Genomic DNA, 25,716 nt, shown 5'->3' with positions numbered 1-25,716 from the left:
TAATTTAATCTTTTATAATATTACCTTTTTTGTCAATATATACCCATTTTCCGTTTAAGTTAACTTCCGCTAATCCTTCTCTAAAATCCAGTTTTACATTATCAAATGTAGGTTCTATTGCAATTTTTCCACTTGTATCAATAAAACCCCACTTACCATTCAGTTTAACACCAGCCAAACCTTCACTAAAACTCCACACACCATCAAAATTAAGTTTTATTATCAACTTTCCGTTTTTGTCTATAAAACCCCACTTATTATTCAGTTTAATTGCTGCTAAACCTTCACTAAAATATCCTATACCATCAAATTTAGGTTCTATTGCAATTTTTCCACTTGTATCAATAAAACCCCATTTACCATTCAGTTTAACACCAGTCAAACCTTCATTAAAACCCCACGTATAATCAAATGCATTTTCAACTAAAATTTTATTATTTTCATTGACTAAATTCCATTGATTATTATCTTTGATAGCTCTTAGATCCTTATGTTTGTGTATATAAGCACCTATACAAGCTTTACTATCTCCCTTGTCACATTTTTCTTTGTAGATAGCTTGGAGTATTTTACAACTTGCTTCATCGCTGTGGCATTTACTTTCAAGTTTGCTTGTGTAAATTCGGCTGTATTTTCCACCGTAAAAATACTGATACACACTTGCTAAGGCTATCAAAATCAAAATCATCACACTAGCTATGATTTTACTTTTGTGTTTTATGATGAATTCTTTTCTTTGTTTGAGTTTCTTTTCTCTTTCTTCTTGGGCTATTTTTATCTCTTCTTCGATTTTCTTCTTTCTTTCTTCTTCTAATCTTTTTAATTCTTCTTGTCTTTGTCTTTCTTTTTCTAGTTTTTCTTTTGCTTGTGGATCGTATAGTTCATTACTTCCACATCCTTTACAAAATTTAGCTACATCTAAATTTTTCATATTGCAATGTTTGCAAATAAGCATCATTCACCCCTTGCTTGTTTTATGATTTCATAGGCTAGGTTGATCTTTTTCATCATCTCTTGAGCTATCTTTAAAAGTTCAGGTGGAAGCTCTTTAGAATGAAGATTATCATAGTGGTATTCTTTAGCTAGTTTTCTATAATTTTTCTTTATACTTTCAAAATCATCATTTGGATGAGAATTTAAAATTTCATAGGCTTGTTCTAGGGTGATTTTTATTTCATCTTGGTGTTTTTCTTGTTTTTGCTGAGTGTTTTCATGTGTGAAATTATAAATTTGCTCATATCTTATTTTTATTTCCCTAAAGCTTATGAGGTTTAATCCAAGTCCTATGATGATATTTTCCATTAAGGTGTTTTCATTTGCACTCATTTGTTTATTATAATATATTAGATCAAGCAATAAACATATAAGAAAATCTGCTTCTTTCTTGCTTATGCGTATGTTAGAGCAAAGCTCACTAATGCTTCTACCTTGATTTTTCTCATACTCAAAAATACTTGCATAAGTATTTCTAAAGCCACTATACTCTTTAGTATAAAACATTTCTATCTTATCAAGTAAAGAAGATATAAATTTAGATAAATCTTGAGTAATGATTTTATTATCTACTTTGGCAACTTTTGCTAAAAAAGCAACCATGATAGCAGGATTTTTACTATAAATATAATCAAATTTTTGTCTTGCAACATGGTATAATTCTTTTCCGCAAAATATACAAAATTTAGCGTCTTTGTCGGGGTTAAATTCTGAGCAATGCTTACAAATTCTATATTCTTGAGTTTTAAATTTTAAAGAAAACAAAATAAAACCTTATTTTTAATATAATAAAAAGTTATTTTATAAAGAACTTACTTAAAATGTGCTATTTTACTTTTATCTGCAAGAATTAATCAAAATATTTAAGCTTTAAGTATTCTTAAATTAAGTATTAATTAAGCTAAAATAATTATAATCTCATTTTTTAAAAAAAATTTTTGGCAAAGGTAAGATGATGACAAAGATAACAAAGCCAAACGAAGTAAAACGCGAATGGATCGTTTTAGACGCTGAAGGAAAGCGTTTTGGTCGTCTTTTAACAGAAGTAGCGACTATTTTAAGAGGTAAAAATAAACCTTGCTATACTCCAAATGTTGACTGTGGAGATTATGTAATCATTATCAATGCTTCTAAAGCAGTTTTCACAGGTGCAAATAAAGCAGAAGATAAACTATATCACAGACATTCAGGGTATTTTGGAAGCGTAAAAAGTGAAAAATTTGGTGATTTATTAGAAAAAAATCCAGTTAAATTATATAAATTAGCAGTTCGTGGTATGCTACCTAAAACAAACCTAGGTAGAGCTATGCTTAAAAAATTAAAAATTTATGCAGGTAGCGAACACCCTCATACTGCTCAAATTGCTAATAAAGGAAAATAATCATGGCAACAACATACGCAACAGGTAAAAGAAAAACCGCTGTAGCTAAAGTTTGGGTAAAAGCTGGTAGTGGTAAAATCATCGTTAATGGTATGGATTTAAACACTTGGCTTGGCGGACATGAAGCTATAAAATTAAAAGTAGTTCAGCCTTTATTAGTAACTAAACAAGAAACTTCTATGGATATTAAAGCAACAACTTTAGGCGGTGGATACAGCGCTCAAGCTGAAGCTTTAAGACATGGTATTTCAAGAGCTTTAGCTGCTATGGATGCAGATTTTAGAGCATTATTAAAACCAAAAGGACTTCTTACTAGAGATAGCAGAACTGTTGAGCGTAAAAAATACGGTCGCAGAAAAGCAAGAAGAAGCCCACAATTCTCTAAACGCTAATATTTTTTGGATCCATTTTGGATCCATTTTCTCTATTTTTTTAAAAAAATCATATTTTTTTCATATATTTTTATTTTATTTAAAATCAAAGGATTTTTTGTTTAGAATAAATATTTATAATTCCAAGGTCCGATCAGGGAAACCTCCTTTTTGTAGTAAATTTAAGCCCCTTACCCAAAGGGGCTTATTTTATTTTAATCTTCTTTTTTATATAATCGCTCAATTTATTTTATAAGGATTGTTATGAAAAAAATTATAAGCTTAGTTAGTTTAGCTAGTGTTTTATTTGCTTTTGATGCTAGCAAAATAGAAATAACCCCGACCTTTAACTATACAACACCAGAAGGAAATTTAGATCTTAAAAATTATGGTGGAGTTGGCTTAAGATTTGGCTATCACTATGATGATTTATGGATAGATCAAGCTGAACTTGGTTTAGAGTATTATGATAATGCAAAATATAATAATCCAAATGATAATACACATACAAATACTAGTGTTTCGAGATTTTATGTGAATGCTATTAAAGGAATTGATTTAGCTAATCATGTGTATTTATATGGATTATTAGGAACAGGTTATGAGTATTTAAGTCATGGGGCTTATGAAAATAAAAGTGGTATGTTTGCTCAATATGGTGCGGGTTTTAAATTCGCACTTGGAGAAGATTTAGCTTTAAGACTTGAAGCAAGAGATCAAATTAAATTCAACAATGGCGAACATAATTTAATTTCTAGTGTTGGTTTAAGTTTTTATTTTGGCAATAAAGCTCCAAAAACTCCTAATGTTGAAACAAAGCAAATTGAAGAAAAGCCACAAGTAAAACAAATCGATAAAACATGTTCAGAACCAAGAAAAGGTGCTTTGCTTGATCATATAGGTTGTGAAAAAACAATAGCCCTTGAGGGACATTTTGGTTTTGATCAGACTAATATAAATCCAGAATTTGCTCAAAAAATTCAAGAAGTAGGTAAGATCTTAGAAGAAAATCCTCAATACTATACTATTTTAGAAGGCCATACAGATAGTACAGGTCCTAAGGCTTATAATCAAAAATTATCATTAGAGCGTGCTAATGCCGTAGCGAAGGAACTTGAAAAAACAGGTGTTGCTAAAGAAAAAATTGTAACTAAAGGCTATGGTTTTGAAAAGCCAAAAGCAAGCAATGATACCAAAGAAGGTCGTGCGCAAAATAGACGCGTTGAAGCAAAATTTTTTATTAAAGAATAAATTTTGCTAAAAAAGACAATTTTATTTGATTTAGATGGCACTTTGATAGATTCTACAAGTGCCATTTTAGATGGATTTGATGCTGCTTTTAAAGCTTTTAATGAGCCTTTAAGAGATCATGAAGCTATTAAGGCTTTGATAGGTTTTCCTTTGGATGTAGCTTTTGAAAAGCTTGGTGTGGCAAAAGAGAAAACAAGTGAATATATTAATGCTTATAGAAATGTATATCAAAAAATCTATATAGAACAAACTTCTTTACTTCCTTTTGCAAAAGAAAGTGTATATGAGGCTAGTTTATTTGCTGATTTAGCTGTTGTTACGACTAAAAGTTCTAAATTTTCTAAACCTTTACTTGATCATTTAGGTATAGGAGAGCATTTTAAAGTTATTATAGGTAGAGACGATGTAACTTGTCCAAAGCCAGATGCTGAGCCTATTTTATTAGCTTTGAAGAAACTTTCTAAAAACAAAGAAAATGCTTTTATGGTAGGTGATACTCATTTAGATATAAAAGCTGCTCAAAATGCCAATATTATTCCTGTGGCTGTAAGTAGTGGTTATGAAAGTAAAGAAAGTTTAGCTAAATTTGAAATTCCGCTTTTTAAAAATACCTATGAAGCCATAAAATATATAAGAAATATCCGATAATTTCCCATTTAAACTCTATACCTATAAATAATAAAAAATTTTTATTATTGTTTAAGACAATTAAAGATAAAGTAGTCGTTGACTTTAAGTAATTATTTAATTATAAGGATAGATTAAATGAGTAAAATAATGAAAACGATGGATGGTAATGAAGCAGCAGCTTACGCTGCTTATGCATTTACAGAGGTTGCTGGAATTTATCCTATCACTCCAAGCTCTCCTATGGCTGATTATACTGACATATGGGCTTCTCAAGGCAAAAAAAATCTTTTTGGAGTGCCAGTTAAAGTTGTAGAAATGCAAAGTGAAGCAGGTGCAGCAGGGACAGTTCATGGATCTTTACAAGCGGGTTCTTTAACCACGACTTATACCGCTTCTCAAGGACTTTTGTTAAAAATACCAAATATGTATAAAATTGCAGGTCAACTTTTACCTGGAGTAATTCATGTGGCAGCTAGAGCTTTAGCATCTCAAGCGCTATCTATTTTTGGAGATCATCAAGATATTTATGCTGCAAGACAAACAGGTTTTGCTATGCTTTGTTCGCATTCTGTGCAAGAAAGTATGGATTTAGCAGGTGTTGCACACCTAGCAGCTATTAAAGGTAGAGTGCCTTTTATGCATTTTTTTGATGGTTTTAGAACCTCTCATGAAATCCAAAAAATTGAAGTAATGGATTATGCACATTTTGATCGCTTATTGGATCGTAAGGCTTTATTGGAATTTAGAAATTCCTGTCTAAATCCAGAAAATCCAAAAACAAGAGGTACGGCTCAAAATGATGATATTTATTTTCAAACAAGAGAGTTGGCAAATAAATATTATGAAGCTGTTCCTGATATTGTTAATGAATATATGCAAGAAATTTCAAAAATTACAGGAAGAGAATACAGACCTTTTGTGTATTATGGGGATAAAAATGCAACGCGTGTTGTTGTAGCAATGGGTTCAGTGACTGAAGCTTTAAAAGAAGTTGTAGATTATTTGAGTAGCAAAGGTGAAAAAGTAGGGGTTTTAAAAGTTCATTTATATAGACCATTTAGTTTAAAATATTTATTTGATGTAATGCCTCAAAGTGTTGAAAAAATTGCTGTTTTAGATAGAACTAAAGAGCCAGGAAGTTTAGGCGAGCCACTTTATTTGGATTTAAAAAGTGCATATTATGGAAAAGAAAAAGCACCTTTAATCGTTGGTGGTAGATATGGACTTTCTTCAAAAGATGTGGATCCTGCTCAGTTAATAGCAGTTTTTGAAAATCTAAATCAAGCAAACCCAAAAGATGGTTTCACCATAGGAATTAATGATGATGTAACCTTTACCTCATTGCCTGTGGGAGAGAAAATTTCTTTGGGTGATGAAAGTACTATAGAGTGTTTATTTTATGGACTTGGTGCCGATGGCACTGTAGGTGCAAATAAAAACTCTATTAAAATTATAGGAGATAAAACAGACTTTTACGCGCAAGCTTATTTTGCTTATGATTCTAAGAAATCAGGTGGTTATACAAGAAGCCATTTAAGATTTTCTAAAAAACCTATTACTTCAACTTATTTAGTTTCTACACCACATTTCGTAGCATGCTCAGTGGCTGCGTATTTAGAAATTTATGATGTTTTAGCAGGTATTAGAAAAGGAGGAACTTTCCTTTTAAATAGTATTTGGAGTGCGCAAGAAACTATTGAAAAAATTCCAAATGCAGTAAAAAGAGTTTTAGCACAAAAAGAAATTAATTTTTATATCATTAATGCTACAAAACTTGCTAGAGAGATAGGACTAGGTAGTAGAACAAACACGATTATGCAATCAGCATTTTTCAAACTTGCTAATATCATTCCTTTTGAAGATGCGCAAAAATATATGAAAGAATTAGCTTATAAATCATATAGTAAAAAAGGTGATGCTATAGTTGAAATGAATTATAAAGCTATTGATGTAGGTGCAGATGGACTTGTAAAAGTTGATATTGATCCTTCTTGGGTAAATTTAGCTAATGAAGCAAAAGAAGAAACTATAGCTTATAAAGGCACTGAATTTGTTGAAAAAATCGCAAAACCTATGAATGCAGCTAAGGGCGATGATTTACCAGTTTCGGCATTTTTGGGCTATGAAGATGGTAGTTTTGAGCATGGTACTACTGAGTATGAAAAAAGAGGCGTTGGTGTTATGGTGCCAAGATGGATAGAAACTAATTGTATTCAGTGTAATCAATGTGCTTCAGTATGCCCTCATGCAGTTATCAGACCTTTCTTGATTGATGAAGAAGAATTAAACAATGCTCCAGCAGGTGTAAAAGAGCACAGCTTAAATGCAAAAGGCGTGAAAGAGCAAAAATTAAATTTCAAAATTCAAGTTTCGCCGCTTGATTGTACAGGTTGTGAGCTTTGTGTGCATGAGTGTCCTACCAAAGAAAAATCTTTAGTGATGGTACCACTAGGTGAAGAGCTTGATCATGGTGAGCAAGAAAATGCAGATTATTTATTCAAAAAAGTAAGTTATAAAGATAATATTTTAAATAGAGAAAATACCAAAGGCATCCAATTTGCTCAACCTTTATTTGAATTTCATGGAGCATGTCCAGGGTGTGGAGAAACTCCTTATATTACTTTAATTACTAGATTATTTGGTGAAAGAATGATTGTTGCTAATGCAACTGGTTGTAGTTCTATTTATGGTGGCTCAGCTCCTTCAACTCCATATAGAAAAAGCAATAAAAATGGTCATGGACCTGCTTGGGGCAATTCTTTATTTGAAGATAATGCTGAATTTGGTCTTGGTATGAAAATAGCAACTGAAACTACAAGACATAAAATAGAACACATAATGAATGAAAGTATGCAAGAAGTACCTAACGCACTTTCTGCATTATATAAAGAGTGGATTGCAAATAAAGAAGATTCTAAAGTTTCTTTGGAATTAAGAGATAAATTAGTTCCATTGTTAGAAGAAAATAAGCAAATCAAAGCAGTTAATGATATTTTAGAACTTAAAAGCTATTTAAGTAAAAAATCACATTGGATTTTTGGTGGTGATGGCTGGGCTTATGATATAGGTTATGGTGGACTTGATCATGTTTTGGCAAGCGGTGAGAATGTAAATATTTTAGTGCTTGATACTGAAGTGTATTCTAACACAGGCGGTCAGAGCTCAAAATCTTCAAGAACAGGTTCAGTAGCACAGTTTGCTGCAGCAGGTAAGCCAGTACAGAAAAAAGATCTTGGTCAAATTGCTATGACTTATGGTTATATTTTTGTGGCTCAAGTAAATTCTAATGCAAATTATGCACAATTGTTAAAAGCTGTAATGGCGGCAGAAGCTTATGATGGACCTTCTTTGATTATTGCTTATTCTCCTTGTATAGCTCATGGTATTAAAGGTGGACTTGGAAATTCAGGAAATCAAGCAGAGTTAGCTACAAAATGTGGATATTGGCCAACTTATATTTATGATCCGCGTTTAGAAGCTGAAGGTAAAAATCCTTTAACAATTTCTTCAAAAGAACCTGATTGGGATTTATATGAAAGCTTTTTAATGAATGAAGTTCGTTATAATTCTTTGAAAAAATCAAATCCTGAGCAAGCAAAAGAATTATTTGAAAAAAATAAAGCAGAGGCACAACGTCGTTACAGACAGCTTAAGCGTTTAGCAAGTGCTGATTTTAGCAATGAAAATTAATTTTGTTTCGAATTTTTATTCTTGTTTTATGGGTAATTAATGCTTTTGGTGTTAATTATCCATTTTTAAATCGAAATTGTTATGTTGATAATTTAATTTCAATTCAAGATCCTTTTTTTAAAAAGACTACAAATATAAAATCTAATTTTTCTTTGCAAGCTATTGTTTCAAATAAGATTAAGATTAATGATAAGTGGTATGCTTTAAACGATTATATTGATGGTTTTAAAATAGTTGAAATTAGAAATTCTCAAGTTGTATTAAAAAAGGAAGAAAAAATAATGGTTTTAAATTTGTATGAAAAAAATAGTATTTTTATGTATTAATTTTTTGTTTTTTACAAATGTATTTGCCATGCAGTGTAATCAGCATTTTTTTAATATAAGAGTAGAAGACAAAACTTCTTTGCTTGAAATTTTAAATGAACTCGGAAGAGAGTGTGATTTTAGTATTATTATCAAAGATATTTTTGCTCAAGAAAAATTAATGCATGTTCAAAATTATTTACATATAAAGAAAATGTCTTTAAGAGAGATTTTTAAGCTTTTATTGGTGGAAAACAATCTTGCTTATGAATACGATAAAAATGCTTTAAAAATTTATGGAAAACAAGTTAAAACTTTTAAAGTGCATTATATAAGTTCTATTAGAGAAGGACAAAGTATTACTAAAGCTTCAGTGGATTCTAGGCCAAAACAAGGAGATTATGATAATTATAAAGAAGTAGATAATTTAGTTATTAGTACTGATAAATTTGATTTTTGGGAGAAAATTTCAGAAGAAATTCAAGCTTTGTTGGATGAAAATACAACTAAACCTATTGTCAATACTAATGCAGGAATTATTACTTTAAATGCAACTCCATATGAACTTGCAAGAGTTGGAAAATATTTAGATGACTTAAATAAAAGACTTAAAAAACAAGTTTTAATTGATGTAAGTATTGTTGCTGTGCATTTAAACAAAAATCATTCAAGTGGAATTAATTGGCAAGAACTTGCTTTTAAACTTAATGGTGATGATAATGATTTTATAATTAATAAAGATGGTGTTAGAAATATTAACTTAAAAGCAAATATTGAAACTAAAGCTATTTTAAATTTATTACAAGAAAATGGTAAAACAACTATACTTTCTAACCCAAAACTTATGGCTTTAAACAATCAGCAAGCTATTATTTCTATAGGCGATACAATAAATTATCAAGTAAAAGAAAGTTCTAAAGGAACAGAAAATGGTACAGTAGTTAGTGAAATATATAATAATTATTCTATTTTTGTAGGAATTTTACTTAATATATTGCCTGAGATTTCAGATGATCATAAAATTATGCTTAGGATTAATCCAAGCTTGAGTGATTTTAAATATAGTTTTGATAATCATAGACAAAGCAAACCAAGAAATATAGCGCCAGATACTATACAAAAAAAGCTTTCTACTGTAGTTGAGGTTGATGATGGACAAACTTTAATTTTAGGCGGATTGATTAGTAAAAATACCATTAATAATCATAATGAAATAAGCATTTTATCTAAAATTCCACTTTTTGGAGCTTTATTTCAAGGAAAACAAAATTATGAAGATATTAGCGAAATAGTTTTTATTATCAAACCAAGTTTAGTAAAAACTAATAATAAAATTTTAAGTTTAAAAGACCTAGGTTTTCAGCATGAAGATGATATGTTTTAAAATCTTAATATGTTTTTCTTTTTTAAATGCTATAGAAATTCAAAACAATAGTTTCGATCAAAACATATTTTATGAAAAATTCATTAATCAACCAAACTATGAAAATGCTTTAAATTTAGCAAAATATTTTTATCAAAATAAAGAATACAAACAAGCAGTTTTTTGGGCTATAGAAGCTAATGATTTTGATTTATTGCAAAAAGAAGCTTGGCTTGTTTTTATTAATGCTAAAATAAAACTCGGAAGATATGAAGATGCTTTAATAGCTAAAAAAGAATACGAAAAGCTTTTGGAGATTTATTTTGAGTGATACACATCAAAAATTAAAAAACTTAAGTGAGTATTCTTTAAAAGAAATTGCTTCTCAATATAAAATGGAATTTTTAAATTTAAATCAAACTTTTGATTTTGAAAAATATCTTCACATTTTGCCTTTTTCTTTAATAGAACAACATGATATTTTTTGTTTTTATGAAGATGATGAAAAAATCCATATAGCTTCCTTTAAACCATTAGAAGAGAATGTTTTGGAAAAAATACAAAATTTATATCGTTTTAAAACTATCAAGATTTTTCTTTGTGTTTTTACACAATTTGAATTTTTGCTAGAAAGAGTTAAATTTTTAATTAAATTTCAAAATCATCTTAATAGATTAGAGCTTAGTTTGAAAAGTGATGAAAATAAAGATGAATTTTTATTAGAGCAGTTTTTGAATTTAATTTTAACTTATGCTTGTTTTTTAAGAGCAAGTGATATCCATTTAGAGCCTTTAGAAAATGAAGTATATATAAGATTTAGAATAGATGGGGAGTTAAAATATATATATAGTTTTGATGCAAAATCATACCAAGCCTTATTGTTGCATGTAAAAATTATTGCTTTGCTTAATGTAGCTGAACAAAGACAAGCTCAAGATGGGAGTTTTTCTAAAATCATTTTAGAACAAAAATATGATTTTAGAGTTTCAATTATGCCTTTATTATTTGGACAAAGCATAGTGTTTAGAATTTTAAAACAAGATGGATATGTTTTAAAACTTGATAAACTTTTTATCAAAGAAGAAAATTTAATTCAGCTGAAAAAACACACGAATGCACCTTATGGTCTGATTTTGTTTTGTGGGCCAACAGGGAGTGGTAAAAGTACTTTTATGCATGCTATTTTAAATGAAATTGAACAAAGTAAAAAAATCATCACTCTAGAAGATCCTATAGAATATAAACTTAAATATGCTCAACAAATTCTTTTAAATTCTAAAGCCGGATTTGATTTTCACAAAGCTTTAAGAGCAGTTTTAAGACACGATCCTGATGTGATTATGATAGGTGAAATTAGAGATGAGGATAGTTTGGATATAGTTTTAAAAGCTTCTTTAAGCGGACATTTAGTTTTAAGTACCCTACACACTAATGGCGCTATAGAAGCTATTTTTAGAATGAAGCATATGGGTGCAAGAGAATACTTAATAGCTCATTCTCTTAATTTAATTATAGCTCAACGATTAGTAAGAAAACTATGTGAATGTAAAGAACCTAACAAGGAAAAATTTTACTTTCAAAATCAAGTTTTTGAAGGAAAATTTTACAAAGCAAAAGGTTGTGTTGAGTGTATGTATAGTGGATATAAAGGGCGTTTGATGGTAGCTGAATTTTTGTTTTTAGATCATAATTTAAAAAATATGATAGAAAATAATGCAAATTATGAAAATATTTTAACATACGCTTTAAAAAAAGGTTTTTTGACTTTAGGTATGGATGCTTTAGAAAAGGCAAAACTTGGCTTAACAAGTATAGATGAGTTAAGAAAGATTAGTTTTTGAAAAAATTTGTTATTTTTTATGTATTAAATAAAGAGCAAAAACAATATATAATAAGGGCTAGAAATTTATATGAAGCTAGAAATTTTGCGTTAAAGTCATTTGTAAATATTATTAGTGTTGAAGAATATTTCAAACCGATAAAACATAAAATCAAAGAAGAAGAGCTTATTTTCATTCTTAAGGATTTAAATATGATCTTAAAGGCAGGATTAAGCTTACAGGAAGCAATTTTAGAATTTTTAAAATCAAGCTATGAAAAACAAAATATTAAAATTTTTAATACAATTTATAATAAACTCAATAATGGAAGTTCTTATAATGAAGCCTTTAAAGATATTTTAAATTCTAGAGAATGTGCTATTTTAAAAATTTGTGATGGCAGAGAAGATTTACATAAGGCTCTTGATATTATTATTAGTTTAAAAGAAAAAAATCTTTATAGTTTTAAGCAGTTAAAAAAGGCTATAGCTTACCCACTTTTCGTTTTTATGTGTATTATTTTTGCTTTTTTTATTCTTATAACTTTAGTTTTGCCTGAATTTAAAACTTTATTTTTACAACTTGAATTGGATTTGCCAAAAATCACTCAAATTCTTTTTATTATAGCTGATTTTTTTAGTCATTTTTACATGATTATTTTATTAAATATAGGATTTTTTATAATACTTACTTATTTTTTTAGGAAGTCTTTGTTTTTTCATAAAATTCTTCTTTATTTTCCCATTTTTGGAAAAATAATATTTTATCAAGATAAATTTTGCTTTTTCTTAATTTTTTCATATTTATTAAAAGCAGGGGTGGATATAAAAAGAGCTTTTAAACTTGCTTGTGAAGGTATAGAAAATCAATTCTTTAAAAACAAAATGTTTATTATAAAGACTTCATTTGAATCAGGACTTGATTTAGCTCAGGCTTTTTCTAACACAAAGCTTTTTGAGTCTTTTGTGATAAGAATGTTAAATTTAGCTTTAAAAAGTTCTAAATTAGATGAAAGCACTTATGAGCTTGCTTTGTTTTATGAGTATAAAAAAGAAAATTATACTCAAAAGCTTTTGAGTGTTTTGGAGCCTTTGATGACAATTTTTATGGCGAGTTTGATTTTAGTTTTAGCCTTGGGTGTATTTTTACCTATGTGGCAAATTAGTCAAGAAATTTAAGCAAGATAATCATAAGCAACCTTAGCTATAGTTAAAGCAACCATAATCAAAAAGAGTTTTTTGATAAAAGTTCCTTGCGTTTTTAAGACTAGTTTTGATCCTATAAAAGCACCTAAAATTTGACCTATACCCATTAAAATACCAACTTTCCAAAGCACCTCATAAGAGTATAAAAATACCCCTAAAGCTACTACATTGCTAGTAAAATTTAAGATTTTAGTATTAATGCTTGCATTTTTCATGCTAAAACCAAGAAATATCACGCAAGCAAAAATCCAAAAAGAACCAGTACCAGGTCCTAAAAAACCATCATAAAAACCAAGTAGCAAGCCAAAGATGATTTGAAAGCTTGTAGTACTCATTTTAGCTTTATTATGTACATGGCCTAAATCAGGCTTGAAAATAGTGTAAAAAAAGATTAAAACAAGGCAAATTAATACAATGATTTTAACAGCATTTTGATCTATTAGTAAGACTGCATAAGTTCCAATGGCAGCTCCAATAGCAGTAAATAAAATTCCCAAAGCTATCTTTTCTATATGCATAGATTTTCTATAAGCTAAAACCGCAGTGAGTGATCCAAAGGTACTTTGAAGTTTATTAGTAGCTAGGGCTAAATGAGGAGGAATACCACAAGCAAATAAAGCAGGTATGGTAATAAGCCCACCACCACCTACAATCGCATCAACACAACCTGCAAAAGCAGCAACAAAGAATAAAATCACATAATAAGTTAATTCAAGCTCCATAAGCTTTCCTTGTTTTGTCCGATTCTATATAGAGCAAAATCATATTTTATAGGATCAGCAGGATCGAATTTTTTAAGACTTTGCGTAAGTTCTAAAACACTTTTAAAATCATAAATCTTACGCTTTAAAAGCTTAAGTTTTAATGAAACTTTATGAGTATGAGTATCTAAGGGTATGAGTAAGTCTTTTTTATCGATATTTTTAAACAAACCTAAATCTAATTCATCTTTTCTTACCATCCACCTAAGATACATATTGTATCTTTTTAAAGGACCTTTTGGAATGTTAAATTCTTTTGAAAAGAAAAATTCATAACCATAACTTTTATAAGGATTAAGCTTGTAAATTGTTTCTATGAAAGCTTTTATCGCTTGTGTTATGTTTTGTTCTTTTTGATAAGTTTTGGTAAAAATATTTTCTATACTATCTTCATTTTTTAAGCGCTTGAGTGTGATGAAAATTTGAGCTATATCTTGAGAGTTTTGAAAGCGGTATTTTAGATTTTTACATTCTTTTTTAATAATCTCATCGCTTTTCTCAAGCAAGGAAAAATCAAGTTTATTTAAAAAATTTACAATATTTTTAGCATTTCCATAGGCAAATAAAGCACAAAGCAAGGCTATATTTTCATCTTTATAAACACTTGCAATTTGTAAAGGATCAGGATGAGAGAAAAGCTCTTTTTGAGTGTTTTTGCTTAAAATTGCTTCATCTAAAAGAGCTTTAATTTGCATTAAGATTTTAAACCAAGTAAGGTTTCAAGCATTTGATCAACGGTAGTTACGATTTTAGCTGCAGCGCCATAACTTGCTTGATATTGTATGAGTGCTGCTAATTCTTCATTGGTATTTACACCACTTTTTGATTGATATTCTGCATAAGCTGTATTAAATACCGTCATATTAGTTGCATGCGCAAAGCCATTGCTTTCAGCATCTGAAGCAATTTGGCCTGTAAATTTTCTATAATATCCATCTAAAGTCATAGTATCTACTGTACCATCTTTATTATAAAAATTTACTTTTTGATTTTGAAGTTGCAACATAGCATTAGCTACATCGTTATTTCCATCAACTCCATTTGAACTAGCTTTTAAGCTATTTGGATCATTTCTAATGCTTGAATTTACATTAATGCTACTTGCATCTTGACCATTGAAAAATGAAGATACATTTAAAGCGCCTGGGAAATTTGTGCCATTATCCTTAAAAGCTATTTTATAACCTTTTTTTAAGCCATTGATTTGGAAATTTCCACTATCACTTTTTCCATCATAATGATAAAAGGCTTGAAAATAATCATTTAAATCATTACCGCTAACACCATCTTTATTATCATCAACATCTGCATTGATTTGTTTAATAACATCTTCTATAGTGGTATTGACATCTATTTTTATAGTTCTAGTAGCTACTGCATTACCTTTTTCATCATAAACTGTGATGTCAAAGCTTCCTGCTTGGATGTTTTTATCATAACTCATTAAAGAAGTATCAGATTTTAAACCTTTTAAATCATCTGAATTTACTTTATCGGTTGCTGCTTGAGCATAGACATTATTAGTTTGAGTTATGAGTGTTTTTGTAAAGGTATTGAGCATATCTTTATACTCTTGTAATTTTCCATCGCTGTAAGTATCATGATTGCCATCATAATTTCTACCTCTAAGATCAAGTTGAGCACCAAGCTGCCCACCTGAAATTTTGCTTGTTAAATCATAGCGGTTTTCATCATTTACTTCATAATAAATTTGATAAAAACCATTAGGGTTGTTATTATCTAATTTTAAAGGGTGAAAGCTAGAGCCATTTACTATACTAAAGCCTTGAATGCTTAAATCATAATATCTTCCAGAATCAGTCATGGTAGATTCTAAAGTACTATCTTGAGAGCTTGTTCCTTTCCAAGCAACAGCATTAACTAACTTTGAAAGTCTAAGTTCAAGTTCATCTCTTTTATCTCTTAGTTGATTTGCATTATCGGTAGGTAAAACTTCTTCATTTTCAAGTTGTTTATTAATATTTGCAATTTCTTGACCAATGTTATTAATCTCATCTACGGTTTGTTGAATTTGCTCATTAACTGTTTGTTGCATTTTGCTAAGATCTTGTAATGTTTTTTGTATGTTTTGAGCTAATGTGTTTGCGCTATTAACAAGATCTATTTTACTTGCTCCATCGCTTGGGTTGGAAGCAAAGTTATTCCACGCATCATAGTAATTTTTATAATCTTGTAAAATACCAGTTCCTTGCATATCAGGAAATCTTTGACTTGCTTCTTGTAAAATTTGTCCTAAATAATTTGTATAGTTTTGTTGAGTAGTGGCGTTTTTTAGCTCATAATAAGAATGCTCATCATGCAATCTTTTAATAGTATCAATTTGCGTACCTGTTCCTAAGTGTAAGCCACCTCTATCAAGAGACATACCTGAACTTTGCACCGCTCTTTGTCTAGTATAAAATACTGCATTTGCATTAGAGATATTGTTACCTGTGGTATTGATTTGAAGTTCAGCAGCTCTTATACCACTAACCCCTGTATATAAACTATCAAAAATTCCCATGACTTAGCCTTTAAACATTGATCTTAAATAATGAATCTGGAATTGTCTTATTATCCCCATAAGCATTATTTGTTCCATTTTGTTCAAACATTGTATTTAAAAGATTGTCGTAAAAATTTTTAATAATAAGAGCCAATTTAGCATATTCTTTATTTTTTTGATGTAAGGTGTTTAAATTTTGCTTTAAAAGAGCAAGTTTTTCTTTATCTTCATCATCTAAAAGTTCGTCTAAACCTTTATTGTTTCCTTGATTACTAAGTTCTACTAAAGCCTTATCAAGATTTTTTTTAGCAATTTGAAAATCATTTACAAGTTTAGTTTTTTCTTCTACGCTTTTGCTAACATGTTGGTGATTAGCAGCTTGAATTTGAGCTATATCTTCTAAAGTAAGATTGATGAGTTTTTCTAAAATAGAATTTGTTTTGTCTAAGTGTTGTTTAACCATTTTTATCCTTTCTTAGGCACTAACCCAAAAAAGGATAAAAATTATAATAAAGAATCTACTATTGCTTTTGAAGTGGCTTGCAAGTCTATTTTATACTCGCCATTCTTTATTTGTGAAGCAATAAAAGATGCCTTATTTTCTTCTACCTTTTGAGTTTCTTTTGCCTTGTTATTTTCTTTGTTTTCTGTTTTATTTATATCGCTAGTAGCAACTTGAGCCACATAGCTTTGATGTATAGGGTTTATCATTTTAAGCCTCCAGTTCTATTGAAAAACTCTAAGAACCATATCGACACTTAAAAAAATAACTTAACGCCTTTCTTTTAAATAATCAAATAATAATTTTGAAAAACCTAAACCACCACTTAATGCTTTACTCATAGTATCATTATACATAGATGAATAAATTTCATCACTTGCATCTTTTCCAAATAAAGAATTTTCTTGTTTTAAAGAAATATCCAAAACACTTTTAATTAAGAAAGCTTCAAAAGCATCGGTTTGTTCTTTTAAAGCTTTATCTTCATCATTTAATGCTTGTATATGAGTTAAATCATTTTTAAAAGCACTATCTGCATAGTTTTTAGCAGCCTTATAGCTATTATTATGCTTGGTAATGTTTTCATAAAGCTCACTGCTGTAATTTTTGCTCGCTAAATAATTATCAACTCTCATCATATCACCTCTAATTCAGCACTGATTGCACCAGCTCTTTTTAGATTTTGCATAATAGCTATGATATCATTTGGTGCTGCTCCAAGTTTATTTAACATTCTAGCTATGTTTGCTACTGTTGTTTTATTGTTTGTGATTTTTAAAGTATTAGATACAGGGTCTAAAATACCACCATCTTTCATATCGATTTCATTTTGTCCTAAAGCTACGGTATTGTTTGGATCAATTTTTATAGTAATATCTTTATGAGTAATTAATATAGGTTCAACTTCTATATTTACTCCCGCTACGATAGTTCCTGTTCTTTCATCAATAATCACTTTGCTTTCTGGGGTATAAGCTATATCTTGTTCTAATACTCTTGCCATAAATTCAACATGAGAAAATTCTTCAGGTTTTGTTAATTTTATAGTTCTAGAATCTAAAGCTTTTGCTATATCTGTGTCAAAAATAGTATTTAAAACTCTTTCTATATTATTAGCTGTTTTAAAATCTGCTTCTTTTAAGCTTAAAATCAAATCTTCACTTTGGCTAAAGTTTTGTGGAATTTCTCTTTCTACTACAGCGCCATTAATAACATTTGCTGAGGTTGAGTGTGTTCCTGCTGCACCCGGTCTTGGGCTAAGTCCACCTATAGCTAATGAACCTTGAGCTACTGCATAAATCTCTCCATCAACTCCTTTTAGAGCTGTCATAAGTAAGGTTCCACCTTGTAAAGATTTTGCATCACCTAAAGAAGCCACACTTACATCAAGCTTATCCCCACTTCTTGCAAAAGCAGGAAGCTTTGCTGTTACCATTACTGCTGCTGTATTTTTTGATTTTATATCACCTGGGCTAACTTTTACATTCATACCCTGAAGCATATTTGAAATAGATTGTAGAGTAAATTCACTACTTGTACCATCTCCACTTCCGTTTAAGCCAACAACCAAACCATATCCTATAAGTTGGTTATCTCTAACACCTACTACATTAGTAAGTTCTTTAATAGTAGCTGCAAAAATGCTTAGATTTAATACCAAGCAAAATAGTAATATTCTCATCGATTCTTCCTTTAATCTATGCTATTTTCATAAAATTAAAGCAAAAAAAGTTCCAAATTTATATAAAGGAGTAAAAACTTAGAGTAGTTGAGCCAAATTTTTTTTCTTTAGTTTTTTCATAATCTTGTATTTTAGTTGGAGTTTTAAAAGTGCTGTGGTGTTCTATGATAATGATTTTTACATTTGAATTTTGTATATTTTCTATCAATTTTAAAGTTTTTTCATAAATATCAAAAAAACCTTCTCTAATATCAAATGGAGGATCAAGATATAAAATAATATCTTCTTTAGAATTTTGAATAATTTGAGGAGTTTTTTTAAAAGTATCATCATTAAAACAAAGGGTATTTTGATCAACACCAGAAGCGTTTTTTAAAGCTATTTCATAAGCCTTTTTATCTTTTTCTATGGCATAACTTTTTAAACAACCATTGCTTCTTGCTTCTAATGCCATCAAAGCACTTCCTCCAAAGGCCTCTATAAAAACCTTATCTTGTAAAGAAAAACGCAAAACATTAAAAACACATGATTTTACTATGCTTTTAGTGCTTCTTGTGGTATCTAGGCTAGGAAGTAAAATTTTTTTACCCTTATAAATTCCACTTTCTATAGTGGTGTAAATTTTTTGAGCTTGTTTTTTTGAGCTTGTTTTTTTATCCTCTTTGTAATTTTTTAAAAAATCTCTTACGCTTTGATATTCTTGTGTTTTATGCATTATTATTTTCTTCTTTGATAAGATTTTTTAACTCTGTTTTATAAAGATCAAATATTGCATCGATTTTTTCATGACTTTCTTGGCGTAGTTGTTCTAAAATGGCTTCACATTTTTGATTCATAATTTTTTTCTCACGCATTGCTATTTTATAGGCAATATTTTGCAAGCTTGCATTGAAATCATTTAAAGCACATAGCAACTCTTCTATGTTAAAAGGGTGAGTTAAGAAATTTGATTTTTTGTTGATGATAAATTGTGGCTTTTGTGTGTTGATTTTTTCATCACAGACTAAAAAATCACAATCTTTTTTTAAAACTAAAAAATCTTTTAAAGCAATTTCTAAAGTTTTTTCTAAAATTAAATCCTTGCATTCAAGAGCGATTTTCATTGACTAAACTCACTTTTAATTTGTGTTTTTTTAAAGTGTATGGTACTATACCTAGAGCTAAATTTGCAAGCTCTGCGAAACTTAAAATATAAAAATCTTCAAAATTTCTATTTGAAATTGCTTGTAATTCTTTAGAACACTTATCAAACATATAAAAAGAATAAAAATCTTCTACAACTAAAAAATCACAACCACTATCATAAGCATCTAAAATGATTGCTGCTGCACTTTTATAAGCTAATTGCGCATTTAAACTTAAGAACCCATAGCCACAACTCTTATATTTTCTTTCAAAATCAATTATATTTGCTTTAAGAATCTTAGCAAGTTCTAAAGAGCAATTAGCATAGGAAAATCCTTGATATACACCTATGTTAAATTTATCAAAAAAATATTTAATGTGTTCTGTTTTTAAGTATTTTAAAAAAAACTCTGGAGCGTATTTAATCTTATCGATTTTACTCATAATTTCATAAGAGCTATATTCGCAAGCTAAGATATTATTCTCATCCATCATTCTAGAATATTCATCTAAAATATCTTTAGGATCATAGTCAATAATAAAATAATTTTTACCCAAAGGTTTTTCACATAATGTGCTTTCAACACTGACTGTATCTAAGACATTTTTGATAATATCAAAATAACAAAATAAATCATTATTGCTATTGGTGTAAATTTTATACATTTTAATTCCTTAAAAAATACTTCTTGCAAGACCTGATTTTACAAGCATAACTTTTAATTCTTTGATGTAAGATTCATAGTCAAGCTCATTAGATGAAATAAAATTTTTGAATTTAGTATGATAATAAATTCCTTTTTCTTCATCTGCTATCAATTTTAAAAATTGTGGAGTTTTTTCTGGATATTTAAGTAGCATTTTATAGGCAAATATAAAGAAACTATCTCCTAAATATTCAGGTAGAAATTCTCTTACTTCGCTTGTATAATATAAAAAGTCATATTGCTTGTAAAGCTCTATATCATGTATGTCAATAAGTCCTTTAAAAAGCTCAAGTTTTTCTAAAAAATCACTCTTATCCATGATCAAGTCTTTAATAGCTCTTTTAGTATCGAGTGGTTCTATGATGAGTTCTTTTCCAAATCTTTCAATAATATTACTTAAATCTCTTCTTTGTCTAATGGTAACTTGATTAACTTTAATACAACTTTCTGGGTTTTCTTCAAAATCAAAATATATATCATCTTTTTTAATCTGACTTAAAATATCATAAACACTTTTAAAATTTTTACTATCATAAACATATGGTTTATAATAAGCTAAATAATCACTATCTTTATCAAAACGAAAAATTCTTAAAGTTATTTGCATTTTTTATCCTTGGTATTATTTTTGATTATATACATTTTAAACTTATAAAAATTTGATTATTATATAAAATTAAAAGCTTTTTGTATAAAATATTCACATGGATAAAGAAAAATTTATTATAAATGCTTTTGCAAATTCTATCAACGGAGATGATGGAGCAATCATCGATGGATATTGTTATTCTAAAGATTTATTTTGTGAGGATGTGCATTTTAAACGATCTTGGATGAGTTTAGAGCAAATTGGCGCAAAAGCTATGCTCGTTAATATTTCTGATGCAATTGCTATGAATGCTACACCAAAATACGCTCTTTTGGGGCTTTCTTTACCAAAATGTTTAGAAATGAAACAAGTTAAAGCTTTGCAAAAAGGCTTGCTAGATAGCGCAAAAGAATTTGGGGTGCAAATTATAGGCGGAGATACTATAGCAGATAGGAAAATTAATATTAGTATAACTATTATTTCTAAAGTGAATAAAAGGGCTATTTTTAGAAAAGGTTTAAAAAAGGGAGATTTGCTTGCTTTTAGTGGGAAATTAGGTGAGAGTTTAAAAGGTTTAAATATACTATTTCGCGGTGGAAAATTGCATTCTAAACATCGTTTTATAAAACCGAATTTAAGGCAGAAATTTTTTTATGATATAGCAAAAAAAGTCAGAGTGAGTATGGATATTTCAGATGGTTTAAATAAGGATCTATCGAGAATACTCTTTATAAATCAACTTGGTATAAAATTTCTTAAAAAATTAGATAAATTTAGCTTAAATAGTGCAGAAGAGTATGAAATTTTATTTGCTTTTGATAAAAAACATAAAGTATTTATACAAAATATGGCTAAAAAACATAGAATTAAACTAAATATTTTTGCAAAAACAACAACAGGAAGGTATAAATTTTATGGAAGAGAACATCATTTTTAAGCCCTTATATACTTTAAAACACAGCCCGATAAATGTGTATTTTTCAAAAAATAGTAATGATTTTGTAGTAAGAGAAAAGCCTTTGTATGAATTTAGTGGTAAAGGTGAACATCTTATTTTACATATACAAAAAAAAGATCTAAGCACCAGTGAAGCTTTGAGAATTTTAAGTGAGCAAAGCGGTGTTAAAATGAGAGATTTTGGTTATAGTGGTTTAAAAGATAAACAAGGCTTAACTTTTCAATATATTTCTATGCCTAAAAAATTTGAAGAGGGCTTAAAAAATTTTAAACATGATAAGATGAAAATTTTAGAAAGTTTTTATCATGATAATAAACTTAGAATAGGGCATTTAAAAGGAAATTCATTTTTTATAAGATTAAAAAAAGTTTCAAAAGTAGATGCTTTAAAAATAGAACAAGCTTTCAAAAATATCCAAGAACAAGGTTTTGCTAATTATTTTGGATATCAGCGTTTTGGTAAATTTCAAGATAATTTTTTACAAGGACTAGAAATTTTAAAAGGTAAAAAAATCAAAAATAAAAAAATACAAGAATTTTTAATTTCTGCCTTTCAAAGCGAACTTTTTAACAGATATTTGAGTAAAAGGGTGGAATTATCACATTTTATCAATGATTTTAGTGAAAAAGAAATAAAACAAATTTATGATTTAGATAAAGATGAAATCAAAAGTTTAAAAAATCAAAAGCAGTTTTTTAAGATTTTAAAAGGTGAAGTTTTAGGGCATTATCCTTTTGGTAAATGCTTTGTATGTGAAGATTTGTCAAGTGAAGTAGAAAGATTTAATCAAAAAGATATTAGTTCTATGGGGCTTTTAATAGGCTCTAAAGCTTATGAAACAAATGAAGGTCTAGCTAAAAAATTAGAAGATGAGATTTTTTCTTTTGCATATGAGTTTAAAGATAAAATGCAAGGTTCAAGACGCTTTATGTGGTCTTATTTGCAAGATTGTAAAAGTTATTATGATGAAGAAAAAGCTCATTTTACTTTAGAATTTTTCTTGCAAAAAGGTTCATATGCTACAGTGGTTTTAGAAGAGATTTTACACGCAGATATTTTTGATCAAACCTATAATACATAATTTTAAAAATTGATATTGAGTATCAGTTAAAATTTATCTTTTATAAATTATAATAACAATTATCATTTTTATAAAAGGAAAGCTCAATGTCAGTTTTGGTTATAGGTGCAGATGAAATTACTCCAATTAAGGCAGTTTTGACAAATTTAGGCGCAAAAAGTATAGAGCATTGGGATGCTAGAAATGAAAATAGGGTAAATAGAAAACCCATTCCACAAAATACTGAATGCATAGTCATGCTTACTAGTTTTTTAAATCACAACACCATGAAAAAAATTAAAACAGAGGCAAAAAAACGCAATATACCTTTGGTTTGTGCTAAACGCAGTGTGAGTTGTGTATATTGCGAATATTGCAAGGTTTTTGGTCTTGAACAAACTTATGAATGTACAAAAAAGGCATAATATGTTTGGTTTTAATAACAAAGAGGATTTGGTACCTAAAATATTTAGAGATTTAGAACAAGAAAATATTAATTTTATTTTTTTGAATTTGTATAATTCTTTGGTGGAAAATGATCTAAAAATACCTTATATTTATGCAAAAAAAGCTACTAGTTTAAGAAATATTTTTGAGTTAAAAATCCAAAATATGATCACAGAAAGGGTTTTGAAATTTAGTAAAATAAAACAATTTTGTCCATATTCTCATAAAATCATCAAAGCATATAAAGAAGGAAATTTAAATAAATTACAGCTTGAAGCAAAGATGCCAAAATATGCTTTAGCTAGATTAATACAAAATGTTTTTATGTCATCAAATTTTATCTTAGATCCACAGGTGGCTTTTGAGTCTTTTGTGTATGATAAAATTTGTAAAAGCAATGTAAAGGCTAGGGTAGATATTCAAGAAAATATCATTATTATCAATGATAAAATGGCTATTATGCCTTCTTTTTTTGAAGATAATAAAAAGGATATAAATTTAGCTTTGCAAATTATCAAAAAAAATGTTTTTGAAATATTTTATATTGTGTATCCAAGAAATAAAAATTTTACTCAACATAAAGAAATAAGACATAATTTATGTGAAAATAACAAAACTTTGCTAAAATTAGTTCCCTATACTATTAATAATCAAATTTTAAGGAGATGTTAAATGTCAGTAGCAGTAATTTATGGTAGCTCTATGGGAAATACCGAAGGTGCGGCAAATATGATCGCTCAAAAATTAGGAATTTCAGATGTGTTAAATATTGCAGATATTAATGCAGAAAAAATCAATTCTTATGATAAATTAATCTGCGGAACTTCTACTTGGGGAAGTGGAGATTTTCAAGATGATTGGGATAGTTTTGATTTTTCAGCTTTAAATCTTAGTGGAAAAACCGTTGCAGTTTTTGGTATGGGAGATAGTGAAAGCTACTCAGATACATATTGTAGTGCTATGGGAAAACTTGCTCAGGCTTTAAAAGCAGCAGGTGCAAATTTAGTAGGTTCAGTTTCTACAGGTGGTTATACTTTTGAATCAAGTGATGCGGTAGAAGGAGATAAATTTGTAGGGCTTGCATTAGATAATGATAACCATGAGGATTTAACCGAAAGTAGAATTGATGCTTGGTTAGAACAAATTAAACCTTCTTTTTCTTAAATCTAGATGCCAAAAAGGCATCTTTTAAAATTTCCTTTTTTTTGTTTCACTTAATATATCTTGTGCTAAAGAATCTACTTCATTTGCAATAGCATTTGTATGTATTGCTGTTTGAGAATTTTGTTGTGTAAGTTTTTCTATAGTAGCTACTGACTCATTAATTTGGCTAATATCATTAGCTTCTTCCTTTATAGCTTCACCCATATCATTTATAGACTGGGCTAAGATATTAGTATTAGCTTCAATCTCACCTAAAGACTTTTGAGTTCTTTCTGCTAAGTTTCTAACTTCATCAGCAACAACAGCAAAGCCACGACCATGTTCTCCTGCACGAGCTGCTTCAATAGCTGCATTTAATGCAAGTAGATTAATTTGATCAGCAATATCTGAAATCATAGTGGTAACACTTTTAATATCATTACTTTGTTTAACTACATCTTGTGCTTTGATAGAAATTTCACTCATAGTTGAATTCATTTGCTCTAAAGCTCTTGCGCTTTCTTGTAATGATGAGGTTTGATGTGTGGCATCATTTGTAAGTTCATGCATACTTTGTTTGAGTGCTTCAGCTTTTTGATTTAATAATTCACCTTGGTTTAGTGATTTTGAAAGCATGTTTTTGATTTCATTCCCAAGGGCATTGATTGCTTTTTCAACATCGCCTTTTGGGGTATTAATAGCTGCAGTAAAATCTAATTGTTTATAACTATCAAATACCGCTTGAATTTCGTTTAAATTATTACCAATTTTTTGTTGTAAAGTATCAAGCATTTTATTTAAAACATCTATGAGTTCTTGAATTTGTGGATTGTTAGCATGAGAGCTAATGTGTAAATTAAGCTCACCTGTTTCTATTTTTCTAGCAACATTTACAGATTCTTCAATAGCTTTTGCATCTTTACTTAAAGCCTCTTTGATAATATTAATATTTTCATTAATCTCATCAGCCATTTTTCCAAATTCATCTTGAGTTTTTAGTTTAATAGGGTGTGAATGAATGTCTTTATGATTTAAATAGTTAAAGAAATTATGCAAGCCTGAAGATATAATAGCAATTGGCTTAAGATTATAAGAAATGATTATTCTAATAAAAATCAAAGTAATAAAAATAGCAATTAAGGAAATAATAATTTGTTCCATCAATGTTTGTTTAGCTGTATCGCTGTAAAAATCATAATCAGCTATAGAGCAAATAGTATATTTTGGA

At 28.8% G+C, this 25,716-nt stretch carries 29 protein-coding genes and 1 pseudogene; 15 read left to right on the top strand and 15 right to left on the bottom strand.

Annotated features, from left to right (window positions below):
• Window positions 1–4: 4 nt before the first annotated feature.
• From L8X38_RS08430 to L8X38_RS01360, 3 genes and pseudogenes are all read right to left on the bottom strand, one after another.
• On the bottom strand, window positions 5–301 hold the full coding sequence (locus L8X38_RS08430; RefSeq protein ID WP_412175440.1) for a WG repeat-containing protein: 297 nt from the start codon (window positions 299–301) through the stop codon (window positions 5–7).
• Window positions 293–955, bottom strand: a pseudogene (locus tag L8X38_RS08500) (WG repeat-containing protein); the annotation flags it as partial. The gene L8X38_RS08430 and the pseudogene L8X38_RS08500, both read right to left, overlap by 9 nt.
• The gene (locus L8X38_RS01360; protein ID WP_263661063.1) at window positions 955–1,758 is read right to left on the bottom strand and encodes a DnaJ domain-containing protein; all 804 of its coding nucleotides are present in this window, start codon (window positions 1,756–1,758) and stop codon (window positions 955–957) included. The gene L8X38_RS01360 and the pseudogene L8X38_RS08500, both read right to left, overlap by 1 nt.
• 190 nt (window positions 1,759–1,948) lie before the next feature.
• On the opposite strand from L8X38_RS01360, the gene rplM reads away from it, so the two are divergent.
• The 10 genes from rplM to L8X38_RS01310 all read left to right on the top strand — a co-directional run bounded on the left by rplM (window position 1,949) and on the right by L8X38_RS01310 (window position 12,982).
• Complete coding sequence (gene rplM / locus L8X38_RS01355; protein ID WP_039617653.1) at window positions 1,949–2,374, top strand: 50S ribosomal protein L13; 426 nt, start codon at window positions 1,949–1,951, stop codon at window positions 2,372–2,374.
• Window positions 2,375–2,376: 2 nt separating this feature from the next.
• On the top strand, window positions 2,377–2,766 hold the full coding sequence (gene rpsI / locus L8X38_RS01350) for a 30S ribosomal protein S9 (protein WP_039617655.1): 390 nt from the start codon (window positions 2,377–2,379) through the stop codon (window positions 2,764–2,766).
• Window positions 2,767–3,009: 243 nt separating this feature from the next.
• Window positions 3,010–3,996: an OmpA family protein gene (locus tag L8X38_RS01345; protein ID WP_263661062.1), complete on the top strand. Its 987-nt coding sequence runs from the start codon at window positions 3,010–3,012 to the stop codon at window positions 3,994–3,996.
• A 3-nt stretch (window positions 3,997–3,999) separates the two neighbouring features.
• On the top strand, window positions 4,000–4,644 hold the full coding sequence (locus L8X38_RS01340) for an HAD family hydrolase (protein ID WP_263659498.1): 645 nt from the start codon (window positions 4,000–4,002) through the stop codon (window positions 4,642–4,644).
• A gap of 117 nt (window positions 4,645–4,761) precedes the next feature.
• Complete coding sequence (gene nifJ, locus L8X38_RS01335) at window positions 4,762–8,316, top strand: pyruvate:ferredoxin (flavodoxin) oxidoreductase (protein ID WP_133319384.1); 3,555 nt, start codon at window positions 4,762–4,764, stop codon at window positions 8,314–8,316.
• 2 nt (window positions 8,317–8,318) lie between these two features.
• A complete protein-coding gene (locus L8X38_RS01330; protein ID WP_263661061.1) occupies window positions 8,319–8,642 on the top strand; it encodes a hypothetical protein in 324 nt (107 codons plus the stop codon).
• A complete protein-coding gene (gene mshL, locus L8X38_RS01325; protein ID WP_263661060.1) occupies window positions 8,614–10,005 on the top strand; it encodes a pilus (MSHA type) biogenesis protein MshL in 1,392 nt (463 codons plus the stop codon). Before L8X38_RS01330 ends, mshL begins: the two co-directional genes overlap by 29 nt.
• Window positions 9,986–10,315, top strand: coding sequence for a CDC27 family protein (locus L8X38_RS01320; RefSeq protein ID WP_133319381.1), 330 nt, complete (start codon window positions 9,986–9,988; stop codon window positions 10,313–10,315). Before mshL ends, L8X38_RS01320 begins: the two co-directional genes overlap by 20 nt.
• Window positions 10,308–11,825 carry a GspE/PulE family protein gene (locus L8X38_RS01315; RefSeq protein WP_263659501.1) on the top strand — a complete coding sequence of 506 codons (1,518 nt, stop codon included), beginning with the start codon at window positions 10,308–10,310 and terminating at the stop codon, window positions 11,823–11,825. Before L8X38_RS01320 ends, L8X38_RS01315 begins: the two co-directional genes overlap by 8 nt.
• The gene (locus L8X38_RS01310) at window positions 11,822–12,982 is read left to right on the top strand and encodes a type II secretion system F family protein (RefSeq protein ID WP_263661059.1); all 1,161 of its coding nucleotides are present in this window, start codon (window positions 11,822–11,824) and stop codon (window positions 12,980–12,982) included. Before L8X38_RS01315 ends, L8X38_RS01310 begins: the two co-directional genes overlap by 4 nt.
• Here the strand turns inward: L8X38_RS01310 and L8X38_RS01305 are convergent.
• Genes L8X38_RS01305 through L8X38_RS01255 form a run of 11 tightly spaced genes read right to left on the bottom strand, consistent with a single transcriptional unit; the run spans window position 12,979 to window position 20,898 of the window.
• Complete coding sequence (locus L8X38_RS01305; RefSeq protein ID WP_220566448.1) at window positions 12,979–13,731, bottom strand: TSUP family transporter; 753 nt, start codon at window positions 13,729–13,731, stop codon at window positions 12,979–12,981. The two genes, L8X38_RS01310 and L8X38_RS01305, sit on opposite strands and share 4 nt — an antisense overlap.
• A complete protein-coding gene (locus L8X38_RS01300) occupies window positions 13,716–14,465 on the bottom strand; it encodes a TIGR02757 family protein (protein ID WP_263659836.1) in 750 nt (249 codons plus the stop codon). Before L8X38_RS01300 ends, L8X38_RS01305 begins: the two co-directional genes overlap by 16 nt.
• Entirely contained in the window at window positions 14,465–16,294 is a 1,830-nt protein-coding gene (flgK, locus tag L8X38_RS01295) for a flagellar hook-associated protein FlgK (RefSeq protein WP_263659835.1), read from the bottom strand. Before flgK ends, L8X38_RS01300 begins: the two co-directional genes overlap by 1 nt.
• Before the next feature lie 10 nt (window positions 16,295–16,304).
• A complete protein-coding gene (gene flgN, locus L8X38_RS01290; protein ID WP_133319375.1) occupies window positions 16,305–16,739 on the bottom strand; it encodes a flagellar export chaperone FlgN in 435 nt (144 codons plus the stop codon).
• A gap of 41 nt (window positions 16,740–16,780) precedes the next feature.
• Entirely contained in the window at window positions 16,781–16,987 is a 207-nt protein-coding gene (locus L8X38_RS01285; RefSeq protein ID WP_133319374.1) for a flagellar biosynthesis anti-sigma factor FlgM, read from the bottom strand.
• Window positions 16,988–17,047: 60 nt separating this feature from the next.
• Entirely contained in the window at window positions 17,048–17,413 is a 366-nt protein-coding gene (locus L8X38_RS01280; protein WP_207921002.1) for a rod-binding protein, read from the bottom strand.
• The gene (locus L8X38_RS01275; RefSeq protein ID WP_263659834.1) at window positions 17,413–18,459 is read right to left on the bottom strand and encodes a flagellar basal body P-ring protein FlgI; all 1,047 of its coding nucleotides are present in this window, start codon (window positions 18,457–18,459) and stop codon (window positions 17,413–17,415) included. Before L8X38_RS01275 ends, L8X38_RS01280 begins: the two co-directional genes overlap by 1 nt.
• A gap of 58 nt (window positions 18,460–18,517) precedes the next feature.
• Window positions 18,518–19,174: an RsmD family RNA methyltransferase gene (locus L8X38_RS01270; RefSeq protein WP_133319372.1), complete on the bottom strand. Its 657-nt coding sequence runs from the start codon at window positions 19,172–19,174 to the stop codon at window positions 18,518–18,520.
• Window positions 19,167–19,562: a hypothetical protein gene (locus L8X38_RS01265; RefSeq protein ID WP_263659833.1), complete on the bottom strand. Its 396-nt coding sequence runs from the start codon at window positions 19,560–19,562 to the stop codon at window positions 19,167–19,169. Before L8X38_RS01265 ends, L8X38_RS01270 begins: the two co-directional genes overlap by 8 nt.
• The gene (locus tag L8X38_RS01260; protein WP_263659832.1) at window positions 19,546–20,250 is read right to left on the bottom strand and encodes a hypothetical protein; all 705 of its coding nucleotides are present in this window, start codon (window positions 20,248–20,250) and stop codon (window positions 19,546–19,548) included. The genes L8X38_RS01265 and L8X38_RS01260 overlap by 17 nt, the downstream gene beginning before the upstream one ends.
• A gap of 9 nt (window positions 20,251–20,259) precedes the next feature.
• Window positions 20,260–20,898, bottom strand: a complete 639-nt coding sequence (locus L8X38_RS01255; RefSeq protein WP_133319369.1) for a DUF5644 domain-containing protein — start codon at window positions 20,896–20,898, stop codon at window positions 20,260–20,262.
• 97 nt (window positions 20,899–20,995) lie between these two features.
• On the opposite strand from L8X38_RS01255, the gene L8X38_RS01250 reads away from it, so the two are divergent.
• The 5 genes from L8X38_RS01250 (at window position 20,996) to fldA (ending at window position 24,509) form a co-directional block, all read left to right on the top strand.
• The gene (locus L8X38_RS01250; RefSeq protein ID WP_263661058.1) at window positions 20,996–21,817 is read left to right on the top strand and encodes a thiamine-phosphate kinase; all 822 of its coding nucleotides are present in this window, start codon (window positions 20,996–20,998) and stop codon (window positions 21,815–21,817) included.
• On the top strand, window positions 21,786–22,919 hold the full coding sequence (gene truD, locus L8X38_RS01245; protein WP_263661159.1) for a tRNA pseudouridine(13) synthase TruD: 1,134 nt from the start codon (window positions 21,786–21,788) through the stop codon (window positions 22,917–22,919). The genes L8X38_RS01250 and truD overlap by 32 nt, the downstream gene beginning before the upstream one ends.
• Window positions 22,920–23,005: 86 nt before the next feature.
• The gene (locus tag L8X38_RS01240) at window positions 23,006–23,323 is read left to right on the top strand and encodes a DUF2325 domain-containing protein (protein WP_133319367.1); all 318 of its coding nucleotides are present in this window, start codon (window positions 23,006–23,008) and stop codon (window positions 23,321–23,323) included.
• A gap of 1 nt (window position 23,324) precedes the next feature.
• Entirely contained in the window at window positions 23,325–24,017 is a 693-nt protein-coding gene (locus L8X38_RS01235; RefSeq protein WP_133319366.1) for a hypothetical protein, read from the top strand.
• Complete coding sequence (fldA, locus tag L8X38_RS01230) at window positions 24,018–24,509, top strand: flavodoxin FldA (RefSeq protein ID WP_133319365.1); 492 nt, start codon at window positions 24,018–24,020, stop codon at window positions 24,507–24,509.
• A gap of 24 nt (window positions 24,510–24,533) precedes the next feature.
• Here fldA and L8X38_RS08495 read toward each other — a convergent pair whose 3' ends face one another.
• On the bottom strand, window positions 24,534–25,058 hold the full coding sequence (locus L8X38_RS08495) for a methyl-accepting chemotaxis protein (RefSeq protein WP_393921402.1): 525 nt from the start codon (window positions 25,056–25,058) through the stop codon (window positions 24,534–24,536).
• Window positions 25,059–25,716 lie beyond the last annotated feature (658 nt).

Source organism: Campylobacter sp. CNRCH_2014_2452 (genome assembly GCF_025772865.1).
GTDB classification, from domain to species: domain Bacteria; phylum Campylobacterota; class Campylobacteria; order Campylobacterales; family Campylobacteraceae; genus Campylobacter_D; species Campylobacter_D lari_D.
The sequence above is the reverse complement of the archived record's forward strand: the minus strand, read 5'-3'. Positions and strand labels throughout refer to the sequence as shown.